General features: G+C 52.2%; 10 protein-coding genes. 9 read left to right on the forward strand and 1 reads right to left on the reverse strand.

Going from position 1 to position 22,601, the window contains the following annotated elements; all coding sequences use genetic code 11:
* Positions 1-45: 45 nt before the first annotated feature.
* The gene (locus ACJJI0_RS04310) at positions 46-1,653 is read right to left on the reverse strand and encodes a (2,3-dihydroxybenzoyl)adenylate synthase (RefSeq protein WP_444884815.1); all 1,608 of its coding nucleotides are present in this window, start codon (positions 1,651-1,653) and stop codon (positions 46-48) included.
* A 121-nt stretch (positions 1,654-1,774) separates the two neighbouring features.
* Between ACJJI0_RS04310 and ACJJI0_RS04315 the strand changes: the two genes are divergently transcribed.
* From ACJJI0_RS04315 to ACJJI0_RS04355, 9 genes are all read left to right on the forward strand, one after another.
* Positions 1,775-2,512: a thioesterase II family protein gene (locus ACJJI0_RS04315; protein WP_444884816.1), complete on the forward strand. Its 738-nt coding sequence runs from the start codon at positions 1,775-1,777 to the stop codon at positions 2,510-2,512.
* Positions 2,513-2,829: 317 nt separating this feature from the next.
* The gene (locus ACJJI0_RS04320; protein WP_444884817.1) at positions 2,830-3,159 is read left to right on the forward strand and encodes an isochorismate lyase; all 330 of its coding nucleotides are present in this window, start codon (positions 2,830-2,832) and stop codon (positions 3,157-3,159) included.
* Positions 3,156-4,571: an isochorismate synthase gene (locus tag ACJJI0_RS04325; protein ID WP_444884818.1), complete on the forward strand. Its 1,416-nt coding sequence runs from the start codon at positions 3,156-3,158 to the stop codon at positions 4,569-4,571. The genes ACJJI0_RS04320 and ACJJI0_RS04325 overlap by 4 nt, the downstream gene beginning before the upstream one ends.
* Complete coding sequence (locus tag ACJJI0_RS04330) at positions 4,549-11,175, forward strand: non-ribosomal peptide synthetase (protein WP_444884819.1); 6,627 nt, start codon at positions 4,549-4,551, stop codon at positions 11,173-11,175. The genes ACJJI0_RS04325 and ACJJI0_RS04330 overlap by 23 nt, the downstream gene beginning before the upstream one ends.
* Before the next feature lie 48 nt (positions 11,176-11,223).
* Positions 11,224-16,809, forward strand: a complete 5,586-nt coding sequence (locus ACJJI0_RS04335) for a non-ribosomal peptide synthetase (RefSeq protein ID WP_444884820.1) — start codon at positions 11,224-11,226, stop codon at positions 16,807-16,809.
* A complete protein-coding gene (locus ACJJI0_RS04340) occupies positions 16,810-18,603 on the forward strand; it encodes an ABC transporter ATP-binding protein (protein ID WP_444884821.1) in 1,794 nt (597 codons plus the stop codon). It abuts the gene before it with no gap.
* Positions 18,600-20,354: an ABC transporter ATP-binding protein gene (locus tag ACJJI0_RS04345; protein WP_444884822.1), complete on the forward strand. Its 1,755-nt coding sequence runs from the start codon at positions 18,600-18,602 to the stop codon at positions 20,352-20,354. Before ACJJI0_RS04340 ends, ACJJI0_RS04345 begins: the two co-directional genes overlap by 4 nt.
* Positions 20,351-21,451, forward strand: a complete 1,101-nt coding sequence (locus ACJJI0_RS04350; RefSeq protein WP_444884823.1) for a saccharopine dehydrogenase NADP-binding domain-containing protein — start codon at positions 20,351-20,353, stop codon at positions 21,449-21,451. The genes ACJJI0_RS04345 and ACJJI0_RS04350 overlap by 4 nt, the downstream gene beginning before the upstream one ends.
* Complete coding sequence (locus ACJJI0_RS04355) at positions 21,448-22,599, forward strand: class I SAM-dependent methyltransferase (RefSeq protein ID WP_444884824.1); 1,152 nt, start codon at positions 21,448-21,450, stop codon at positions 22,597-22,599. Before ACJJI0_RS04350 ends, ACJJI0_RS04355 begins: the two co-directional genes overlap by 4 nt.
* The last annotated feature ends 2 nt before the right edge of the window (positions 22,600-22,601 follow it).

Consider the following 22,601-nt stretch of genomic DNA (forward strand, 5'->3'; position numbering starts at 1 on the left):
CTAATCGCTAATTATTTAGTGATGCATTGAGGCTAATCTATCCCCTTACTGGTTTTCATATTCCAAAAGCTTTTTCTTATCAATTTTACCTACGGCAGTAACCGGAAGGCGAGATAACACACTAAGTTGCTCTGGTAGCTTAAAGGCAGCCAGTCCTCTTTTTGTCAAGAAATCGCGTAACATGTGTAAAGAAGGTGCTTTATCTGCACATACGATAGCCGCTCCAACTTGTTCCCCGAGTTCTTTATCCGGTAAGGGAATGATAGCTACTTGCTGAATATGGGGATGGGCGAGCAGGTGCTCTTCAATTTCGTCGCATGCAAATGTTTCCCCTCCCCGATTCACAACATCTTTGAGTCGTCCGGTAACTACAATATTGCCGTTGTCCAGAATGCTTACACGATCTCCACTGCGATAGAAACCATCGGGGGTAAAAGCACGGCGATTATGCTCTTCGGCTCGGTAATAGCCTCTCAATGTGTAGGGTCCACGAGTGAGTAATTCTCCTTCTTCTCCGGCTTTCACTTCCTGCCCGTACTCATCAACCACTTTTAGAGTATCGAGGGAACTCATAGGTCTTCCTTGAGTATTGGTGATGGTTTCATTGTTATCTTCGCGATGGGTGTAACAAATCAATCCTTCGGCCATACCGAATACCTGCTGTAGTGCACCGGGAAAAGCAACTATCGCAGCATTGGCGTCAGTTGGACTCAGCTTTGAGCCACCAACTTGAAGTAAGCGGAGAGAGCTTAAATCAGCATCTTCCCATTCTGTCGCTGCAGTCCAGACTTGAGCCAGTGCTGGGACCAGGGCTGTGGCGGTTACGCCGTAACGCTCTATCAGCTCAAAGCAGTAGTCCGGGCTTGCATCTTTGGTGAATATGACTTGCCCACCCATGGATAGCGTGCCCAGAATGCCGGGGCAACCCAGTGGAAAATTATGGGCGGCGGGGAGTACTGCCAGATAGATTTCATCTTTTCCTAAATTACAAGCAGCCGTAGCGCAGGTAATGTTGTAGCGATAGTCATTGTGGGTGCGTGGAATAAGTTTCGGAAGTCCTGTAGTGCCACCGGAAACGAGGAATAGAGCAGGGGCGTTAGGGTCTACGGGAACAGGGGTGAAGCCTTGGCATTCTGTTCTGGGCAGGGAGGGGAATGTGTCATTTTCATCAGAGCTGTATATGGCTCGCAAGGTCGGAGATTGCGAAGCAATTTGTTCTATCATGCTGGGGCGGCTTTCATCACTTTCAGCTCCTGAAGTGATATAAATACTGGCACCAGAGACCTGTGCAAAATGGCATATTTCATTTTGGCGATGTGCAGGCAACGCTAAAACAGGAACCAGTCCCGCTCGAAATAAGCCGAGCAGGGCTGTAATAAAACTGACCTGATTGCTCCACTGGAGTATTGCCCGCTCCCCAACTTTGTAGCCTTGTTCCACCAGGCCTGCAGCAATGCTATCGGCCTCATTAACCAATTCGGCATAAGTTAATTGATTCGATAGGTCCCGAACTGCGCATTGATTGGGAAAATTTTTCGCATTACGTGTGATCAGCTCCCAAATAGGTTGGTTATCCCAAATTCCTTGTTGCTGATAGAAAGCCTCTAGTTCCTTTGGGTGAGGCGTGTAACCATTAAGCAAATTATTTTCCATGCAGGTCTCCTGAAATGTTTGGGTGGGGCAGACGAGTGTTTTTTTGAATCTTCTTCAGATTTCTAAATTAAGAATTAACAGTTAGTATTCACGGCTTCAAATTTCTTATTGAGATAAATCTATGTCCGGCGCTTGGCTACAAATCCCTCGCCCTCAACCTAAAGCGGCTATCCGACTTTTGTGTTTGCCTCATGCTGGTGGTACAGCATCACTTTATCGACCCTGGGTGAAATTATTGCCAGATTCCATAGAATTGGTTCTCGTATGTTTACCGGGTAGGGAGCAACGCTGTAATGAAGCTATGCCCGCAGATATGCAAACTTTAATTGCTTTGTTAAGTAGGGCTATCAAACCTGTCATCGATAAACCCTGGGCAGTATTTGGGCACAGTATGGGAGCTACAGTTGCTCATGAATTGGCTCTCTCCTTGTATCGCGAAAAATTGCGCGGTCCTGAACACATATTTGTCTCTGCGCGCGAAGCGCCACAATTTCAAAAGAGTGGAAACATACACCAGTTGAGTGATGAATCTCTGTGCCAACAACTCATTAAGCTTGGCGGCACCTCTCCTGAATTATTGGAAATTCCTGAGTTAAGGGCTCTACTACTCCCTGCTATACGCCAGGATTATCGATTGATCGAAACCAGCAAGATGTCCTCGGACCAACTTTTAGATTGCCCCATCACTGCGATGCTAGGACGCGATGATCCTGAGTTGAGCACCGATGAAGCTCGGGGTTGGCAGCAGTGGACCAATGGTGAGTTCCAGTTGAAAGAATACGCAGGTAACCATTTTTATCTGTCCGATTGTCCCGATCTGGTTGTTGGTCATATTGTTCAGAAGCTCCGCTTGACCTAACTGCATGTGAAGTTAAGTTGGCCGTATAAAACCTTTCTGTTTCTTGTAACGCTATCAAAATCAATTGTCGGGAGAATAGGGCTGTTGAGCGGCTCTATATTTTCCATCGCTCAATAGATAGCGGATCTCTACTTCGATTAATTCGAGATCGTTATTTTTGATGATGTTCAAATTATTTCTCTTTAGTAACAAGTAACCCACACTCTCTCCACCCTGATGTCCAAATCTAAAATAAACATCCCGTTGATTTCGCAAATGATATGTTATAACGTTTCATTTCTGATGGGAAGATGAACAGCTTAGGTGATGGAGTTTCTATGCAAGCAACGAAGCTGCCAATGGAGTGTAAAAATCTGGATGAGATCCGCCAAGGTATTGATTCCATTGATCGCGAGATCATCAGGCTGTTGCAGCAGCGTATGGGATATGTTTTGTCTGCAGCGCAGTTCAAACCAGATGAAGCCAGTATTCCCGCTCCAGATCGGGTTGCGGCTATGTTGATTGATCGCCGTGGTTGGGCTGAGGAAGAGCAGTTATCTGCTGACTATATCGAGTTGCTTTTTTCTGGGGTTATCCAGTGGTTTATCAAACAGCAAAAACTGCATTGGCGAACTGAGCGTGCTTTACATGCTGAGGAGGTTCTATGAAGGGGCGCTCTAAGTACGAAGGACTGGAGGCCTGTTTGCAGGAAGCCAAGTCCAGGGTAAGCCAGGGACAGCCAGAGGTTCTGGCATCATTTTCCTTCCCATGCCACAGGCGCGATCCAATTAGATTGTTTGCCGCTAACTATCGACATGAACGAATAACATCTCTGTGGGGTATACCCTCCAGTGATTTTTATTCCGTAAGTTTTGGCTCTGTCCGTGAGTTTAGTTGTACCCCTGGGGAATCTTGGTCTGAGATTCAAACTAATTGGCAAAAATTACAGGCTTCTTCTGTCGTGAGCGGGGGACATCAACCAATTTTGTGTGGTGGGTTTGCTTTTGATTACCAAAAAGACCCTTCAACGCTTTGGCAGGATTTTCCCTCAGGCGTGCTAACGCTACCTGAGTTGGCCCTTTATTGTGAAGCGGGCCACAGTTATGTGGTAATAAATTTAATTGTGACTGGTCAAACAGACTGCAGTCTCGCTACTGAGCAAACCAAAGCGCGGTGGCAAGGCATCTTATCTCGTAACCCGGACTCCTCTACGAATAACATTTTACCGCGGGTGGAGAGTGATTTTAGTAATAGTGATACTGATCAAATGGATTGGCAACAGGGTGTTGTTGATGCGGTCGAATCAATTAAGCGTAACGAATTTCAAAAAGTGGTTCTCGCTCGTTCTGAAGCACTGAACGCGGATTGCTGCCCGGGAAGTATTCTCGGATATTTACAAGAATCTTACCCCGATGCCTATTTGTTTGCCTTTTCCCGCGGAAAAAGTTGCTTTCTTGGGGCTTCGCCCGAGCGCTTAGCGGCTGGTAAAGACGGGCGTATCAGTACCGTTGCTTTGGCCGGTAGCGCACCTCGGGGAAAAGATCCTGCAACTGATTATAAATTGGGATTATCTCTGCTCGATAGTGACAAAGACCGCTTCGAACACGACCTGGTTGTTCAACATCTCCTCTCTATTTTACGTAAACACTGCCATCGTGTAGTGGAACCTGAACCGCCTCAGCTCCGTAAATTAAAGCAAATTCAGCATTTGCTTACGCCTCTAGAGGGCTTGATGAAAGATGACGTAAATCTATTGGATATTTTATCGGATTTACACCCAAGTGCTGCGGTGGGTGGCTTGCCGAGGAGAAAAGCACTGAAGTATATCCGTGAAAATGAAGGCCTGGATCGTGGTTGGTATGCAGGACCTGTTGGTTGGCTCAATGCTGAGGGGGAAGGGGAGTTTGCTGTTGCTCTGCGTTCTGCGCTTTTTGCCTCGGGCAAGGTGACACTATTTGCCGGTTGCGGCCTGGTTGAAGCCTCCCTTCCTACCCACGAGTATCGTGAAAGTTGCATCAAAATGCGTGTTATCCGAGACGCAATAAGGAGCGTATCTCTTGTCGCCGAAGCCGCAGAATAAATCAGAGCCAATCAGTCCGGCCAGTTTGTTAAAGGATTTAGTTTGTCAGGCTATTGATGCCGATATTAATGACATTAATCCGCAGGGTGACTTAATTGCGCTGGGGCTCAACTCAGTGCAAATCATGAGGATTGTTGGCCAATTAAGGCAGAAAAAGATCAAGGTAAAATTTGCTGATCTTATCGCGGTGCCTCGATTGGAAGCCTGGCTTTCCCTACCTCAATTGGCTATTGGAACTGAAGAAAGTACCAGTGAACATTTATCTGTGCCGGGTGCTTTTGATGAAATCACTCCCTTTGATTTGGCACCGATGCAACATGCCTATTGGATTGGGCGAGACCCGAATCAATATCTAGGGGGCGTTGCCGCACACTTTTATCATGAGTTTGATGGCCAGGATGTAGTACCTGATCGATTGGAACAGGCTGTGCGCTCCCTGTTCGAGCGACATGGGATGCTGCGTGTTCAAATCCTCGATGATGGTCGACAACAGATTCCCGCTGAAGTGAGCTGGCCCGGTTTAAAGGTTCATGATTTCAGGCATCAGGCTGCCGCAGAAGCGGAGCAGAGTCTTATCGCTGTTAGGGAGCAACTCTCCCATCGGCAGCTGGATATATTGCAGGGCGAGGTTTTTGATGTACAGCTCTCATTGTTACCTGCGGAATTAAAAGCTGGCGGCACACGCCTGCATATTAATCTGGATATGGTAGCTGCAGATGCCTTTAGTCTGCGCGTGTTACTGAATGACTTGGCCAAGCTCTACCTGGAACCAGAGCAGTCTCTGGTTCCGTTGAATTACAGTTATCCGCGCTACCAGGCTGACCGCAGCGCTCTTCACTCAAAGGAAGAGCGCCGAGCTGAGAAGCAGCAGGCCAAAGAACACTGGCAGGATCGCCTGGCAGATTTGCCCGGTGCTCCTCAATTACCCACTGCGATAGGTACTGAGTCTAAAGACACTCGTCGCGTTGTTCGTCGCCACTATAGTCTGTCTGCTGACCAGAAAAACCAGCTGGCGGAACTTGCGAGCCGTCACGGAATTACTTTGTCCATGACCCTGGCAGCGGCGCTTGCCGAAGTGCTTACTGTCTATAGCGAAGAGTCAGACTTCCTGCTGAATCTCCCCCTGTTCGACCGGGAATCCCTGCACCGGGATGTCAACTCCCTGGTGGGAGACTTTACTTCTTCGATCTTGGTTGCCTGGCAGGGCAGCCAGAGTGGAACCTTCGTTGAGCGTGCACAGCGTTTACAACACAACTTCCGTCAGGATGTAGCGCACGGGAGTTATTTCGGCGTAGAGGTGCTGCGTGACCTCAGCAGGCAACAGGGACAAACGGTGTTTGCGCCGGTTGTCTTTACCAGTGCGCTTGGGCTGGGTGAATTATTTGGCGAGTCAGTTCGCAGTGCCTTTGGAGATGTCAATTGGATTATCTCCCAAGGGCCACAAGTGTGGTTGGACGTACAGGTTATGGAGCTCAAAGGCGGCCTGTCCGTAAACTGGGATGCGCGGGAAGCTGCGTTTGCTCCCGGCGTCCTGGATGGCATGTTTGCGGCCTTTACGCAGTTACTGGAATGCCTGATCGGTAGCCCGGAATTTTGGGCCCAGCCCATACCATCGCTGCTGCCAGCGGAGCAAAAGCACCAGCGCCAGCAGGTAAATTCCACAGCCAAGCCATACCAGTCTCACCAATTACACGAACATTTTTTTAGCAATGCCAAAAACTGCCCAGAAGCAGTGGCTCTCTATTGGAACGGTGAACAAATCCGTTACGGGGAGTTGGCCCACAGTGCTTTGGCGATGGCCGCGTATTTACAGCTTCAAAGTGTTGAGCCCGGTGATTTGGTCGGTATTTTATTACCCAAGGGGCCGGAGCAGATTATTGCAGCCTTGGGCGTATTAGCGGCAGGAGCGGCTTATCTGCCACTGGGTATAGACCAGCCACCGTTGCGTAGAGAGCGCGTACTGAAACTTGCTGGAGCCAAGCTGGTTATAGATAACTTGTCTGTGCTCTCCGGTGTCGCGCCTTTATCCAAGCCTGTTGTGGGAGAGGCAAAAGATCTCGCCTATACCATTTTTACCTCTGGCTCTACCGGTGAACCCAAGGGCGTCGAAATTAGTCACGGGAGTGCCTGGAACACCATAGCGGACATTAACGCGCGCTTTTCGGTTAATGAAAATGATCGCGTGCTCGCCGTATCGGCATTGGATTTTGACCTTTCCGTTTACGATATTTTTGGGCTCTTGTCCGCCGGCGGAGCATTGGTATTGGTTGAAGAGGAATCCCGGCGGGATGCTGAGCGCTGGAATCAGCTAGTGTGTCAGCATGGCGTTACTGTTTGGAATACGGTGCCGGCGCTATTGGATATGCTGCTGACCACGGGTGGTGATACTCCAGCTGGCGAGCTGCGCCTGGTATTAAATTCTGGCGACTGGATCAGCCTCGACCTGCCGGAACGGTTAAAACGAGTTAACCCGGATTGCCGCTTTATCGCTTTGGGTGGCGCCACCGAAGCTTCTATCTGGTCGAACAATTTTGAGGTCAAAGAAGTCGAACCCTCTTGGCGATCTATTCCCTATGGTTACCCCTTGGCTAACCAGCAATTCAGAGTGGTTGATGCCCAGGGGCGCGATTGCCCCAACTGGGTGACAGGGGAGTTGTGGATCGGTGGTGATGGCGTTGCCTTGGGGTATCGCGGTGCTCCCGGTATCACCGCAGCCCGTTTTGTGACAGATGAAGGTAAGCGTTGGTATCGCACCGGAGATCTGGGCCGCTACTGGCCGAACGGGTGCCTGGAGTTTTTGGGCCGCGTCGATAATCAGGTCAAGGTGCGTGGACACCGCATTGAACTCGGCGAGATTGAAGCGGCACTGACCGCGCACAAAGGGATTGCGCAAGCGGTCGCACTGCTGACTCAGCGAGGTGTGGTTGCGGTTGTCGTTCTGGAATCCAAATTATCACAAGGGAATATCAATCCAGAAAAGTGCTTTGTTGATTTGCAGCAGTTGCAGGAACCCTTGAACGACCTGCGGGAGTTCCTGACCCAACAATTGACCAGCGCCATGCTGCCCAGTGAGCTTTGCTGTCTCGCTGAAATACCGCTTACCGCCAATGGCAAAATTGATCGCGGCGATTTACAGCAGTTTGCCGATGAATCCATAGCGCAACACCAGGCAAAGCAGAACCCACCGCAAGGTAAATTGGAACAGCAGGTGGCTGCCGCCTGGTGCAAATTTCTCGATGTTACCGATATAGCGCGGGACGATAACTTCTTCGCACTTGGGGGTGACTCCCTGTTAGCAACCCGTGTTGTGCGAGACCTGCGCGAGTCTGGCTTTGAAGGTGTCACACTGTCGGAATTATTTAGCCAGCCCAGCTTGGCCGACTTTGCTGCGACATTAGTTCAAGATCCAACTGAGAACCCACAGCGAAATAAAGGCACTACCGAAATTACTGTTACACCCTGGCAATCGGATAAGGCCAATCGGTACGCCCCTTTTGAACCTACCGATGTTCAGCGGGCCTATTGGCTGGGAAGGGACCCAGAATTTGTTTTGGGTGGTATCGGTTGTCACTTTTATCGCGAATATGACGTTGTTGATCTCGATCTGGAGCGCTTGGAATCTGCGCTAAACGCTATGATTGCCCGCCATGAAATGCTGCGGGCTGTATTCGACAGCGAGGGCCGACAGCGCGTCCTTGCCGGTGTGCCGAGATTTTCCATTGATGTTACAGAGGTAGAGAGCGATCCAACTTCTGCTTTTGCGCAACTACGACAGGAATGCGCGGAGCAGGTGTTTGAGCCAAGCCGGTGGCCACTGTTTGATGTCCGTGCGGTGCGCTGTGCCCGTAATACCCGATTGGCTATCGGTTTGGATAATTTGATTCTCGATGCTTTCAGTATACTGCTGTTTTACCGTGAGTTAAATATTCTTTATCAGAGCCCTGAAACTCATCTACCTTCTATCGAACTCTCTTTCCGCGACTATGTGCGCAATGTATTGCCGCAAACTACCGCAGTATTTGATAGTGATCTTCCCGAAGGTCCCCTGGCTGCCGCAAAAACTTTTTGGCAGTACAAATTATCGGAGCTGCCTCCCGCGCCTCAGCTACCCATTGTGCGGGAGCCGGCATCCATTGAGCGCCCGCACTTTGTGCGTCATCAACAGCATATTGATAAAGGGACCTGGCAAAACCTGGTTGCGCGCGCGGCTGAGCAGGGAATCACGCCTTCGAGCCTCCTTTTAACGGCTTTTGCCGAAGTGCTTAGTCGTTGGAGCAGTCGCCCTGACCTGAGCTTGAACCTTACTTTGTTTGATCGCCGTGAAGTTCACCCGGATATCTATCGACTGATGGGGGATTTTACCTCCCTGACCCTGGTGGGTTACCGGCCAGAGGCCGGTGACAGCTGGTTGGTGCGAGCGAAAAAAATACAAGGGGAAGTTGGCGCGGCCCTGGAACATCGCGATATTTCCAGTGTTAGCCTGATGCGGGAATTAGCCCGCCGGCAGAGCGACGCGGAAGCCACAATGCCCGTGGTCTTCACCAGTGCACTGGGTATTCCCGGTGGTACAGCGGCACCGGAAAATGGACCTCTGCGGGAACCCGTCTGGGCCCTGACACAAACGCCACAAGTCTGGTTGGATCACCAGGTGGTCGAAGTCGAGGGTGGCGTTTTTTTAAATTGGGATGTTGTCGAAGCGCTTTTCCCAGAGGGGATGTGTGCGGAAATGTTCCAGGCCTATATCGGCTTGCTCCAATGGGCGGGTGACGCTGAATGGGATTCCACACCGCCTGATTTATTACCCAAGTCTCAACGGGAATTGAGAACCCAGCTTGAAAAGCGTACCGCGATTGATCCAACGGATAACTTGTCGCAGCGATTTTTCCAGCAGGCTAAAGCGAATCCCGACAATATCGCCTTATATTGGGGGGACGAAAATTCCCTGAGTTATGGCGTCCTGGCAGAGCGTGCTTTGCGCATTGCTGCCTGGTTATTGGAAAGCCAGGTTTCATCTGCTGAAGTAGTGGCCGTTAACCTGCCCAAAGGGCCCGACCAGATTGCCGCTGTTTTGGGGGTACTCGCAGCGGGAGCTGCTTATTTACCTGTCGGTATCGATCAACCGCAGGCCAGGCGCGAGTCAATGTTGCGCCGTGCCGAGGTAAAAGTGGTACTCGACAAAAGCGCAATTCAACAGGCCGAACAGTTCGCTTCTATTGGTGAACCGATTGCAACAGAAGCTGAGCAACTGGCTTATATCATTTTCACTTCCGGCTCCACAGGTGAACCCAAGGGTGTCGAAATCAGTCATGGTGCCGCCTGGAATACCATTGCGGATATCAACGAACGTTTCTCTGTTGATGAAAATGATCGTGTACTAGCTATTTCAGCCCTGGATTTTGATCTCTCTGTTTACGATATTTTTGGACTGCTATCGGTCGGTGGTGCGCTGGTATTGATTGATGAGGAGGACCGGCGGGATGCCGAGCGCTGGCATCAATGGGTATGTCACTACGGCATCACCATCTGGAATACGGTACCGGCGCTACTGGATATGTTACTCACTGTCGGTGCCGGTACACCGCCTGGCAATTTGCGTTTGGTATTAAATTCCGGCGATTGGATTGGCCTGGATTTACCTCAGCGATTAAAACAAGTACAGCCCGAATGCCGTTTTATCGCACTGGGTGGCGCCACTGAAGCTTCTATTTGGTCTAACAGTTTTGAAGTTGTAGATGTCGATCCAAGCTGGCACTCGATCCCGTACGGATACCCCCTGGCCAACCAGAAATTCAGGGTGATGGATACCCAGGGGCGCGACTGCCCTGACTGGACAACGGGAGAGCTATGGATCGGTGGTGATGGTGTGGCCATGGGCTATCGCGGTGCACCCGAGTTGACCGAAGCGCGCTTTGTTACGATCGATGGTGAGCGTTGGTATCGCACTGGGGATCTTGGACGCTACTGGCCCAATGGATGCCTGGAATTTTTGGGGCGTGCCGATAGCCAGGTGAAGGTCCGTGGCCATCGCATAGAGCTGGGTGAAATCGAAACCGTATTTAATCGTCAGATGTTTGTGCAGCGCGCGCTGGTGCTAACCACAGAAGAACAACAGCTGGTCGCTGCCGTTGTGCTCGCACCCGAATGCCCACCAACTTTTAGTACTGATGACTTGCGCGAGTATCTTCGCTGTCACCTGCCTTCCTATATGGTCCCGGATTTCATTGTGACTTTGCCGGAAATGCCCCTGAGTGCAAACGGCAAATTGGATCGAGCTTCAGTATTAAAGCTCGTGCATGCGGTGGAAAAACCGCAACAGGAAAAAGCGGCTGAACTGGTGACGGATAACGAGCGCCTGGTAGCCCAGATTTGGCAAAAGCTTCTTAGCCTACCAGCGATAAACCGCGATCAAAATTTCTTTGAATTGGGTGGCGATAGTTTATTGGCAACCCGGTTTATCGACCGCCTAAAACAGCAACACCGCTTGCTGCTTCCCCTCAGACGTTTATTTGCCTCTCCGAGACTGGCAGATGTTGCCGGTGCCCTAAGTGCAATGGAACCGCTAGTGGATGTTGATCCCGATACGGTGGAAGAGGGTGTGATATGAGCTTGTTGGCAATTTTATTTTTCAGCGATTGGACGGAGTTTTAACCCCATGACGGCTATGGAACTGATCGACGAATTACAAGGGCTTGGGGTGGAACTCTGGACCGAGTCTGAACAACTGCGCTTTCGCGCAGCTAAAGGCCTACTGTCGGAGCAGCACAAGCAGAGGCTGCGGGAACACAAGTTACAAATTATCGAAATACTGAGCGCGGCTCAAACAGCTGCTGGCAACGACCAGGACCTGGGAGTGGTGGTTGAGGCTGATAAAGATAATCGGCATGACCCATTCCCTTTAAGCGATGTGCAGACCGCCTACCTGTTGGGTCGACAAAATGCATTTGGCTACGGCGGCGTTGCTTGTCACGGTTACCTGGAGCTGGAATACCCGGGATTAAATCCAAAAGGTTTACAGGAAGCCTGGAACCAACTCATTGAACGTCACCCGATGTTGCGGGCGGTTATCGAGCAGGAGGGATACCAGCGGGTTCTCCCCCAAGTGCCGCACTACGAAATGAAAAGCCAGGACCTCACCGGTTTAGACGAAGAGGCCCTGGAGCTTGCCTTGGAATCGGTGAGAGATGAACTGGGCCACCGCAACTACCCCATTGGTGAGTGGCCCATGTTCGAGCTGCGCCATAGCCGCACAGATAAGGGTCATATAGTGCATTTCTCTATGGATGCACTGCTCGCGGACTGGGCCAGTGCGGGCATTTTATTTAATGAGCTCGATCTCCTGCTGTCTCACCCCGGTGCAGTCCTGCCGCCACTGGAAATTGATTTTCGTGATTATCTCCTGGCGGAACGAAGTTTATTGGATAGCCAGGGCTACCAAAATGATCGCCGCTATTGGTTGGATCGCCTGGAGCAATTGCCGCCCGCACCTGAGTTACCAGTTTTGCCGCCTGCTTCCGAGGCGGAATCTGTACGTTTTGATCGCCACCACTACCGCCTGGACACGGCGCACTGGCAGACTCTGAAGCAGCGAGCCGGTACTGCCGGCTTGACCGCGTCGGTAGCTGTGCTGGCTGCCTACGGAGCGGTATTGCAGCGGTGGAGCCGCCAGCCATGCTTTAGCCTAAGTCTTACCTTATTGAATCGGCTGCCCTTACACCCTCAGGTTAACCAACTGATTGGTGATTTTACTTCGGTCAGTGTGTTGGCAATTGGTGATTCCAATGGAAAAACCTTTCGCGATTGGGCGGCTGGCATTGGCGAACAGTTGTTCAATGACATTGATCACCGCTTGTTCTCCGGTGTGGAAGTATTGCGGGAAATGTCCCGTGCGCGAGGACCCGAGGCCGCATTGATGCCGGTGGTATTTACCAGTGCTATTAGTCTGGGTGATAGCGAAAAACCCGCTAGCGGCAGAAAGTCCGGCAGGGGAATTACCCAGACACCGCAAGTCACCCTGGATTGCCAGGTAAGGGATGATGCCGATGGTCTGGAAATTAACTGGGACGTGCGCCAGGGCGTTTTTCCATCGGGCCTGGTGGAGGATATGTTCGCAGCCTTTACCGGCTTGTTGAATGAGCTTGCCGCTGGCGGTGACGGGGAATGGCTTAGTAAGTCTCCGGTTTCTTTACCCGAGTGGCAGCAACAGGAGAGGCATCAGGTTAATCAAACCGATGGGCCTGTTCCTTCAGAGCTATTGCATCAGGGCGTATTTGCCCGGGCTGCGGCAACGCCGGAAGCTACTGCCATTATTGATAGCAATGGCAGTGTAAGTTATGGCGACCTGGCAAAAAAAGCGGCGGGTATCGCCAAATCGCTGAGCAAAGAAGGTTTCCAGCTGGGTGGCCGCGTGGCCATTGCAATGCCGAAAGGGCGAGAGCAGATAGCGGCGACCCTCGGTGTGCTCCTGGCTGGTGGTACCTATTTGCCATTGGACGCGGCACAACCGGAAATACGGCTCAATAGATTGTTGCTCAGTGCAGAGGCGGAATATGTCCTGACACTCAGCGACCTCGCCAGCCAAATTAAGTGGCCATCAGAAGTGCAGGTGATCAGTGTTGATACCCTGGCACCTGAAACTGAGATTCCGCTAGCCAGTAACGGCGACCCGGAGCAGCTGGCTTATGTTATCTACACCTCCGGTTCTACCGGCGAACCCAAAGGTGTGATGATTAATCATCGGGCCGCTTTAAATACGGTGCTGGATATTAATCGCCGCTTCGAAGTGGGCCCGGGCGATCGTATTTTGGGTTTGGCCCAACTCAGTTTTGATTTGTCGGTCTACGATATTTTTGGCCCCTTGGCAGCTGGTGCGATTTTGGTGCTGCCCGATCCGGCCCGCAGCGCAGACCCTTCACATTGGGCGGAGGTCATGGATGAGCACAGGGTGACGCTGTGGAACTCTGTCCCCGCGCAGTTGCAAATGCTGGCCACCTATCTGGATACAGAGCCTCGGCCGCTGTCTGAATGGCGATTGGCAATGCTATCAGGAGATTGGATTCCGGTTACTTTACCGGAACATATCAGGCGCCATGTGCCCGCACTCGACCTGATTGGCATGGGTGGGGCTACAGAAGCTGCAATCTGGTCCAACTACCACCGTATTGATCGAGTCGATCCCGCCTGGAGCAGTATTCCCTATGGCGTGCCGCTGACGAACCAGGGCTTCCGGGTGCTGGATAGCCAATTGCGCGATGCCCCTGTGTGGGTGGCGGGTGAGCTGATGATTACTGGCTTGGGGTTGGCCGATGGCTATCTCGGTGATGCGGCCCTATCTGAACAGAAGTTTTTCTCTCACCCGGTGGATGGCCAGCGCCTTTACCGTACTGGTGATTTGGGCCGTTACTTGCCCGGTGGCGAACTCGAATTTCTGGGCCGTGAAGACGGGCAGGTAAAAATTCGCGGACACCGTATCGAACTGGGAGAAGTGGAGTCTGCATTATTGGCCCATCCCGCAGTATCAACAGCAGCGGCGGTAATTGAGAAGAAAGAGAGCGGCTCGCGAGCGGATTTAAATCTGTTGGGCTTTGTGGAAAGTCGCCGCATGGATGATGCGGAGCCGGCGGTTATCGATCCAGAACTGGTAAATTCGGTGCGTCAGTTTGCGCACTACCAGGCCGGTGAGCCGGAAGCTGTCAGTGTCGGCGACTATGTGCAGGCGCTTGAAGAAGCGGCCCTGTTGTCGATGCTTCACGGCTTGATGGGCCTGGGGGCACTTACAGATTGCAAGCAGGGATACAGTGCAGAAGAAATTCTTTCACTAGCGGAAGTCCACGAAAAGCATCACTGGCTGGTGCGTCGTTGGTTGGGCCTTCTCGTTAATGCAAAGCTGCTCGGCTTATCCGCGATCAGCGCCGGCGCTGAGGAAAAATATACTCGTACCCAGGCAGTCGACATATCTGCTGTTGACGAAGCGTGGAAGCGCGTTGAGCAGGGAATTGAAAGCGGTTTTTGTAATCGGGAATTCCTGCAATATCACCGGGATCATGTCGAGTTATTACCCCAGTTACTAGCAAATCAACAAAACCCGTTTGAATTGTTGTTCCCCCAGGGTGACCAGCAGGTGGCCTTGTCCCTCTATCGGGATGACCTTATCGCCCGCTATAACAATGCCGCCGTTGCCGCATTAATTAACCGCATTGCCGCCCAGAGCGATAGAGGGTTAACGGTTCTTGAGTTGGGTGCTGGCACAGGGGCTACCAGTGCGTCGGTTATTCCCATGTTGGATGGATATGACGTTGACTATCTATTTACCGACATGACCGCATTTTTCCTGACTGAGGCTCGCCGTCAATTTAAAGAATGGCCTTGGGTGCGCTTCGGGTTAATGGATCTCAATACAGACTATCGCGCTCAGGGTTTGGCGCCTAATAGTGCAGATGTCATTTTATGTGCCGGGATGCTCAACAGTACCCGAGACCCAGAGGCGGCTATTGCCAGTGCAGTCGAATTGCTGGCGCCCGGAGGCTGGTTAATCCTGACTGAGCCAACGGTGGATCACGCCCATATCCTTCTCACTCAGGGTTTTATGATGGACCCGGCTGGTGATGATCGCGCTTGTGGGGCGACCAAGTTCCTGTCTATCGAAAAATGGCAATCGCTGCTAAAAGCCCATGGTGCTGGCCAAGTGCTCTGTCTGCCGGAAGATGAGCATCCTTTGTCTGCTTTTGGTATGAACTTATTGGCCGCGCAGATGAAAACTGATCGGCAATATTTGAGTGCCGGGAAACTGCGGGACTTTTTAGCGAATAGATTGCCCGCGCATATGGTGCCCGCCCATTTACAAGTTCTCGACCAGCTGCCGCTCACCGCCAATGGCAAAGTCGATCGCAAAATGCTCGCCGGTTGGCGCCCTGCGACTGGCGATGCACAAGAGGCTGCGCACTCAGAACAGATGGACCCTCTGGAAACGGGTCTGTGCAAGCTCTGGGCTAATGCACTGGGCCTCGATAATGTGGGCCGACAGGACAGCTTTTTCGATCTCGGTGGTGACTCGCTGATTATGGCGCGGGTTGCAGGGCGTTTGTTGGAAGAGATTCCCGAGGCAAAATCGTTCACTTACGACGCCTTGTTGCGCCACATGCTCAATGGACCGACGGTTGCTGCATTGGCCAGAGCACTGAGAGTTGAGCCGGATGCCGCTGCCGAGGAACAGGCAGACACGGATAGTGACAACCTGGTTGCAACTACCCGCGAGGGCAGCAACTCCTTGATGGTTCCTTTCAGCCATAAAAGCGAGGGTAAAGGGGCATCCAAAGAAGAGGCGCCGGTACGGATTATGTTCCATGCGGCCCTGGGTACCCTGGATTATTTCCAGCACCTGGGTAAAGCGCTTGCGGCCCAGGATCTGGGCCCAGTCATTGGAATTGCTGTCGCCGATACAGAAACGTATCTGTCCATTGATGCCAAAGAGTTAATCGAGCGCACCGCCGATGATTACGCCCAGAGAATCATCGACGAGGGCTATCAGCGTTGCCAGCTAATTGGCTATTGCCTGGGCGGCCTGCTGGCGACGGAAGTTTCGCGCAGACTGCTGGAGCGCGGTGTCGATGTGATTGACCTGAGCCTGATCGACAGTATCCCAATGTTTGTCGATACCGATGAAGAGCTGGCTTTCGAAGCGATTTTTGCCCCCAACCTGAATCTCGACCCGGTAAAAGCGGTATTTGGTGAGCATATCGAGAGCGAAGATATTTCCCGCGCGATCGAGACCTTAATGCAGAAACACAACGGTCGTGTTCCTGCCGGTGCAATGGCAGAACTCGATGGTGATGCCGGGCTTAAAGCGGTAGCGGAAGCCGTGCGGCAACGCTCTCAACTCACCCAAGAGCAGCGCCTTGCCGGTTATACCGAGATGGCCTCTGCCCAGGCGGGTGTGCCGGTTGAAGCCGCGATGATACCGGGGCTTTTCCGGGTGTGCCGACACAGTATGCGCGCTGCCTGTTTTGATCTGCCTCCCTATATTGGCGATATGACCTACTTGCGCTGCGAGGAAGAGCAATCCTTCGGTGTCACTGCCGGCGTAGGCCATATGGCCGCGCCTTATTGGCAGGATGTTTGTCTGGGGGATTTTGAATTAATCGATGTGCCGGGCAATCACTTCAGCGTGATGGAGCCGCCGCAGGTTGCCACTGTCGTTGAGCACTTGGCAAAACCCTTACAGCGCGGTAAAGCGGGCAAATAAATGGCTGAGTACATTTCGCCAAAGTCCAACCTGCGGGAACTGATGCGTCCATTTCGTAGCCTCGTGTGGCTGGGGGTGGTGCTCGGTGCCTGTGGTGCGCTCACTTCACTGATTCCTTTTATCGGTATCCTTGAACTGGCTCGCCTGTTCCTGGCGCCCGATATCAGTGATATCGCCGATGCGATTATTCCCGTTGTATTCGCGATAGTTGCCTGGCTGGCGATGGGGTGGATCTGCACCGTGATCGGTTTGTGGTTAACCCATATTGCCGACCAGCGTATGCAGGCGGAACTGCGACGGGCCCTGGTGCGGAAATTGGGACAGGTGCCCCTGGGTTGGTACAGCGAGCACACCTCCGGCGCGGTGCGCAAAGCGGTGCAAGACGACCTTGATGATCTTCACCATATGGTTGCGCACCACCAGGTGGAGTTGGCCGCTGCGTTTGTACTGCCACTGGCGGGCCTGGGTTATTTAACCTGGCTCGACTGGCGCTTGGCCCTTTTGGCGATATTCACCCTGCCAGTTTATCTGCTGTCCTACGCCTGGATGATGCGTGGTTTCGGGGAAAAAATGCAGCAGCTGGATAAGGACTTTGCTCGGGTCAGTGCTGCGATTGTCGAATTTGTTCACGGCATTGCGGTGGTTAAGGTTTTCTCGCAAACCGGTCGTGCCCACAGAAATTACCAACAGGCCGTCGAGGATTTCAGCTGCCGTTACACGGGCTGGGTGACACCGCTTGTCCGTTTGGAGGCCGTAACCTCTCTGGCCTTGTCGGTGCCAGTCATTATGTTGGTGAGTTTGTCTGGGGGAGCTTGGCTGGTGGTGAATACAGCCATTCAGCCGATTGATGTTCTCGCAACAACGCTGATCGCGGTGATAATTCCCCAGACCATTCTCACCTTGAGCCAGGGGCTAACCGCTCAGCAAAAAGCCAAAGCGGCCGCAGGCAGGATCGATCAATTATTGGAGGTTGCGCCCCTGGCTGTTACCTCTGAACCCAAAGAGCCCAAAGATGCAGGGCTGCTCTTTAAGCAGGTCAGCTTTGCCTATACCCAGGATCGGCCGGTATTAAGCGATATTACTTTGCGCTGTCGCCCCGGTTCGATCACAGCTTTGGTTGGGAGTTCCGGTGCCGGGAAATCCACCCTGGCCAAGCTGGTGCCCCGTTTTTATGACGTGACCCAAGGTGCTGTGCTCCTGGGGGACGTCGATATCCGTGATATTGCTCCAGAAAATTTATATCGACATGTGGGTTTTGTACTTCAGGAGACCCAGCTGTTGGCAGGTACCGTAGCAGATAACCTGCGTCTTGGACGACCGGATGCCAGTGACCAGGAGCTGATTGAAGCTGCGCGCAGTGCATGCATTCATGAGCGAATTTTGCAGTTCACCCAGGGATACCAGGCGGTATTTGGCAAGGATGCCTTTTTTTCTGGTGGTGAAGCTCAGCGTTTAAGTATTGCACGCACGCTTTTAGCAGATGCCCCTGTGCTGATTCTGGATGAAGCCACGGCTCATGCTGATCCCGAATCTGAAGCCCTAGTTCAGCTGGCATTATCGCGTTTGGTGAGGAATCGTACGGTACTGGTGATAGCCCATAAGCTGCACACCATCACCGGTGTCGACCAGATTGCGGTCCTGGACGGCGGCCGCTTGGTTGAATGTGGCACTCACCAACAATTGTTGGCTGAGGGCAAGCACTACGCTGAACAGTGGCGCCTGTATAACGATGCAGAAGCAAATGTAGAGGCTTTGGATAGTGATATTCAGGCAGCTAGCGGGGTGCCTTCATGATTCGCAGTTTGCTTGTCATTCTCGGACCCGCGTATCGCCGTGAAGTTTGCATTTATGCAATATGGCTTCTCGCCTATGGCGTTTTGCAGGGAATCGCGGTGACACTTCTGGTGCCTCTGCTCAGTGCACTGTTGGCCTCTGAGATGCAGGCGGTTGGATTCTGGTTGATTGCTCTGTTCTCGGTTGTTTCGATCGCCTGCCTTGCCCGTTACCAGCAAACCGTTAAAGGGGCTGCGCTGGCCATTCTGGTATTGAAAACTCTGCACAATCGATTGGGGGAACACCTCTCTCAACTTCCCCTGGGTTGGTTCAACCCTGAAAAAGTGGGTCGTTTATCCCGCAGCGCAACCGGGGGCACTTTGATGGTGACCAACGTATTTGCGCATCTGTTACCCCCTGTTGTCAGCGGTGTTGTCACTCCACTGACAGTGGGGGTGGCGATGTTGTGGTTTGACTGGCGCTTGGGGCTGACCGCTTTGTTGTTTGTGCCCCTGATTTATATCGGCCATCGCTGGTCCGCCCAGTGGATAGGTGCCATGGAAACGGAAGTGGATGCTGCCGGTGCTCGCGCCAGTAGCCGAGTAGTGGAGTTTGCCCGCAATCAAGCGGTACTCAGGTCGTTTGGCAAAAATGTCAGCGGTTACCCCCCACTGGAAGAGGCGATTGCCGGACAAAGCAGAGCCGCTGGGTCCATGTTACGGCAGACCTTCCCCCGTTTATTTGCCGGGGGATTTATGGTGCAACTCGCCTTTGCAGCAGTGATTGCCGTGGGCATTTGGCTCACGTTCCATCAACAACTTCCCCCTATCGAATTGGTGGCTTTGCTAGCTTTGGCGGCCCGATTTACCGGTCCTCTGGCGGAACTCGCCGGGCGCAGTGGTCTGCTGCGCATGGCCGGTAATGATTTAAGCAGACTGGCCGCTATTCTTTTTGAGCAGCCGCTACCTCAGCCACCAATATCTCAGCCTTTTACCGCTCAGGGCGGACTGGTTGAGTTTTCACAGGTGAATTTCAGTTATGAGCCGGGACAACCGGTATTGCAGGATCTTTCCTTTAAGGTTTCTCCGGGCACAACTACAGCGATAGTCGGTGCATCAGGCTCAGGTAAAACCACCATCACCCGTTTGTTGCTGCGTTTTTTTGATACCGATCAGGGCCAGGTAAAAGTGGGTGGGGTGGATGTACGACAACTGCGTACAGAAGATCTGATGCAGCAGATTTCTATTGTTATGCAGGATGTGTATCTGTTCAGCGACACCCTGGAAGCGAATATTCGTTTGAGCTGTCCCGAAGCCAATCAGAAAGAACTGGAACATGTGGCGAAACTGGCTGGCGTGGATGAGATTATCGCGCGCTTGCCACAGGGGTGGCAGACACAGGTAGGAGAGGGGGGGGCTGCACTTTCTGGCGGCGAACGCCAGCGGGTCTCTATCGCCCGCGCCCTATTAAAAGCTGCACCAATCGTTGTGCTGGATGAAGCGACAGCGGCGCTGGACCCACGCAATGAAAAATACCTGAACAGCTCCCTGAGGCAGTTACAACAGGGTTCCACTCTTATTGTAATCGCCCATCAATTGTCCACCGTGATGAATGCGGACCAAATCGTCGTGCTTGATGCAGGCGCTGCGGCTGAGACTGGAAATCACCGTGAACTGTTATCCCAGCAGGGCCTTTACGCACATTTTTGGCGCCAGCGCAGCCGCGCAACTGGCTGGAGACTGGTTGAGACCGATACGGAGGTGAGTCTATGACAATTGCGATTTTAGGTGGTTACGGTGATGTGGGTACAGCCGTTACCAGTTATTTACAGTCCCTTGAATTAGGGCCTTTGCGTATTGGTGGCCGCAACGCACATAAACAGCCGTTATCCAATAATTCAGTAATTTCTTTTCAAACAGTGAACTACCTGGATGCCGCCTCACTGGATCAATTTGTATCCGGCTGTAAGGTTCTGATCAATTGTGCAGGACCTTCATATTTGATCGGCGACAGGGCTGCCAAGGCTGCGGCACAAGTGGGAGCTGTCTATATCGATGTTGCTGGTGATGAGGCTCTCTATGAACAACTTGATTCATCCTATTACCAGAACCGTGGATTAATCGCAGTTCTATCAGCTGGTTTACAGCCGGGGCTTAGTAGCTTGCTACCGCGCTGGCTGGCGGAGCAGGAATTTTCAGAGGTAGAGAGTCTGACCAGTTATTTCGGTTTGCGTGATCGATTTACGGATGTCGCTGCCGATGATTATTTGCATGGCGCTTACGAACAGCACAGTAAGCCATTGGCGGCTTGGCGTAATGGTCGCCGGCTAAATAGTGTTTTGAAGCGCCGCTCCGATGTGGAGCTGCCGTTTTTCCCTGACACTGCCACTTTACTCTCTTATTTAAATTGTGAAAGCGAGCGCTTGGCTCGGGACTTATCCCTCTCTGAAGGCGATTGGTATAACGCGATTACCGGTTCTTATATTTTATCGGCATTTAATAGCGCCCATGGTTTGGGTCGCGATGAAGCCCGAGCAGCATTGTGTCGGGCCAGTGCGCTGGATCTGGCGGGGCGCCATCCTTATGTAGTCATGCTTTTGCAGCTTACCGGTAATTACTACGGGCAAGAGCGTACTCGCACGGCCGCGTTGCGGGGCACCGGCAATGCAGATTTAACAGCCGCGGTAGCTGCAGTTACCACTTTGGCTGTACTTCGCAATGAAATCCCTGCGGGTTGTCATTACTGCGCCGAAGTGTTGTCCCCGGCATCAGCGATGGAGCGTATGTCGGAGATTGGTGCATTAACATTTTTAACCACCCTAGAAACGGGAATTGAAGATATGGTGTGTCTTGAGGAGGGAGCCATTTGAAAAGCCTGACACTTCCACCTTCCAATACTGCCCATGAGGCTGGGCTGGCAGCTCTACCCGCTGAGATGACGGTAGACAGTGGTTTGGCGCAACTACCTGCTGCAATGCAAAGGCTGGAATTCATCAGCCTACGGGCGATTATGGAATTGCTTTCTTCCAGCGGCGCGTTGACCGCCGAAAATGCCGGGCGCAGCAGTGACGAAATTATTAATACACTGGGTGCCGCTTCCCGACACCACTGGCTGGTTCGCCGCTGGCTGGTGGCCTTGGTTGAACGGGAGTTTTTGAAGTTCAGTAATGGCTACTACTCCTGGGAGCAAATTCCCGAGAGTGCAGCGGGGGCAGATAAATTACCGGAGGCCTACGATGCGTTGGGATTTCCCCCGGAAATGGCTCAGTCCCACCAAAAGCTTTTGGAACATTTGGCTGAGCTGGTTCGTGATGAAGCCTCAATTAATCAACTGCTGTTCGAGAATGGAGAAATACTAACGGCATTGGCCGCCTACCAGAACAACTGGTTTACGACATATCTCAATTATGCAGCCGCGAACATTGTAAAACAGGCTGTTAATCCTGGCCCTATGTTAAGAGTGCTCGAATTAGGCGGCGGCGCGGGTCTAACCACTGCTGCAATTTTAGATACTCTGGCTGGCAGGCCGATTAATTATCGCTTTACGGATATATCGCCTCTATTCACCACTGCGGCCCAGAAGAAATTCCGCAATCACATCGGTTTGCGTTGCAGCCTACTCGATATCAATGCGGATTTTACCGCGCAGTCAATCCCAGCAGCCAGTACCGACATTGTTGTGGCTGGCAATGTTTTGCACAACGCCGCTCATATTGGCCAGACCTTACAGCGTATTCGTCGTTCTCTGGTCACCGGTGGTTGGTTGCTGTTTAGCGAGTCCACTCGGGAAAACCATGCCATGTTAACAGCAATGCAGTTTCTTCTTTCCCCCGCAGAATCGGTGCCCCTGCTGGGGAGCGAAGACCGGAGAGGGGGAACCGACCAGGTGTTTATCGACAGCACGGCATGGAAGGAAGAGCTGGTTAAGGCCGGCTTTGAGGTTAAGTGCTTCTTACCTTCATCGACATCGCCATTATCGGTCGCGGGTCAAACTCTATTTTTTGCGATAGCTGTTTAAGG

It is taken from the genome of Microbulbifer mixtoriginis (SeqCode), assembly GCF_052466695.1.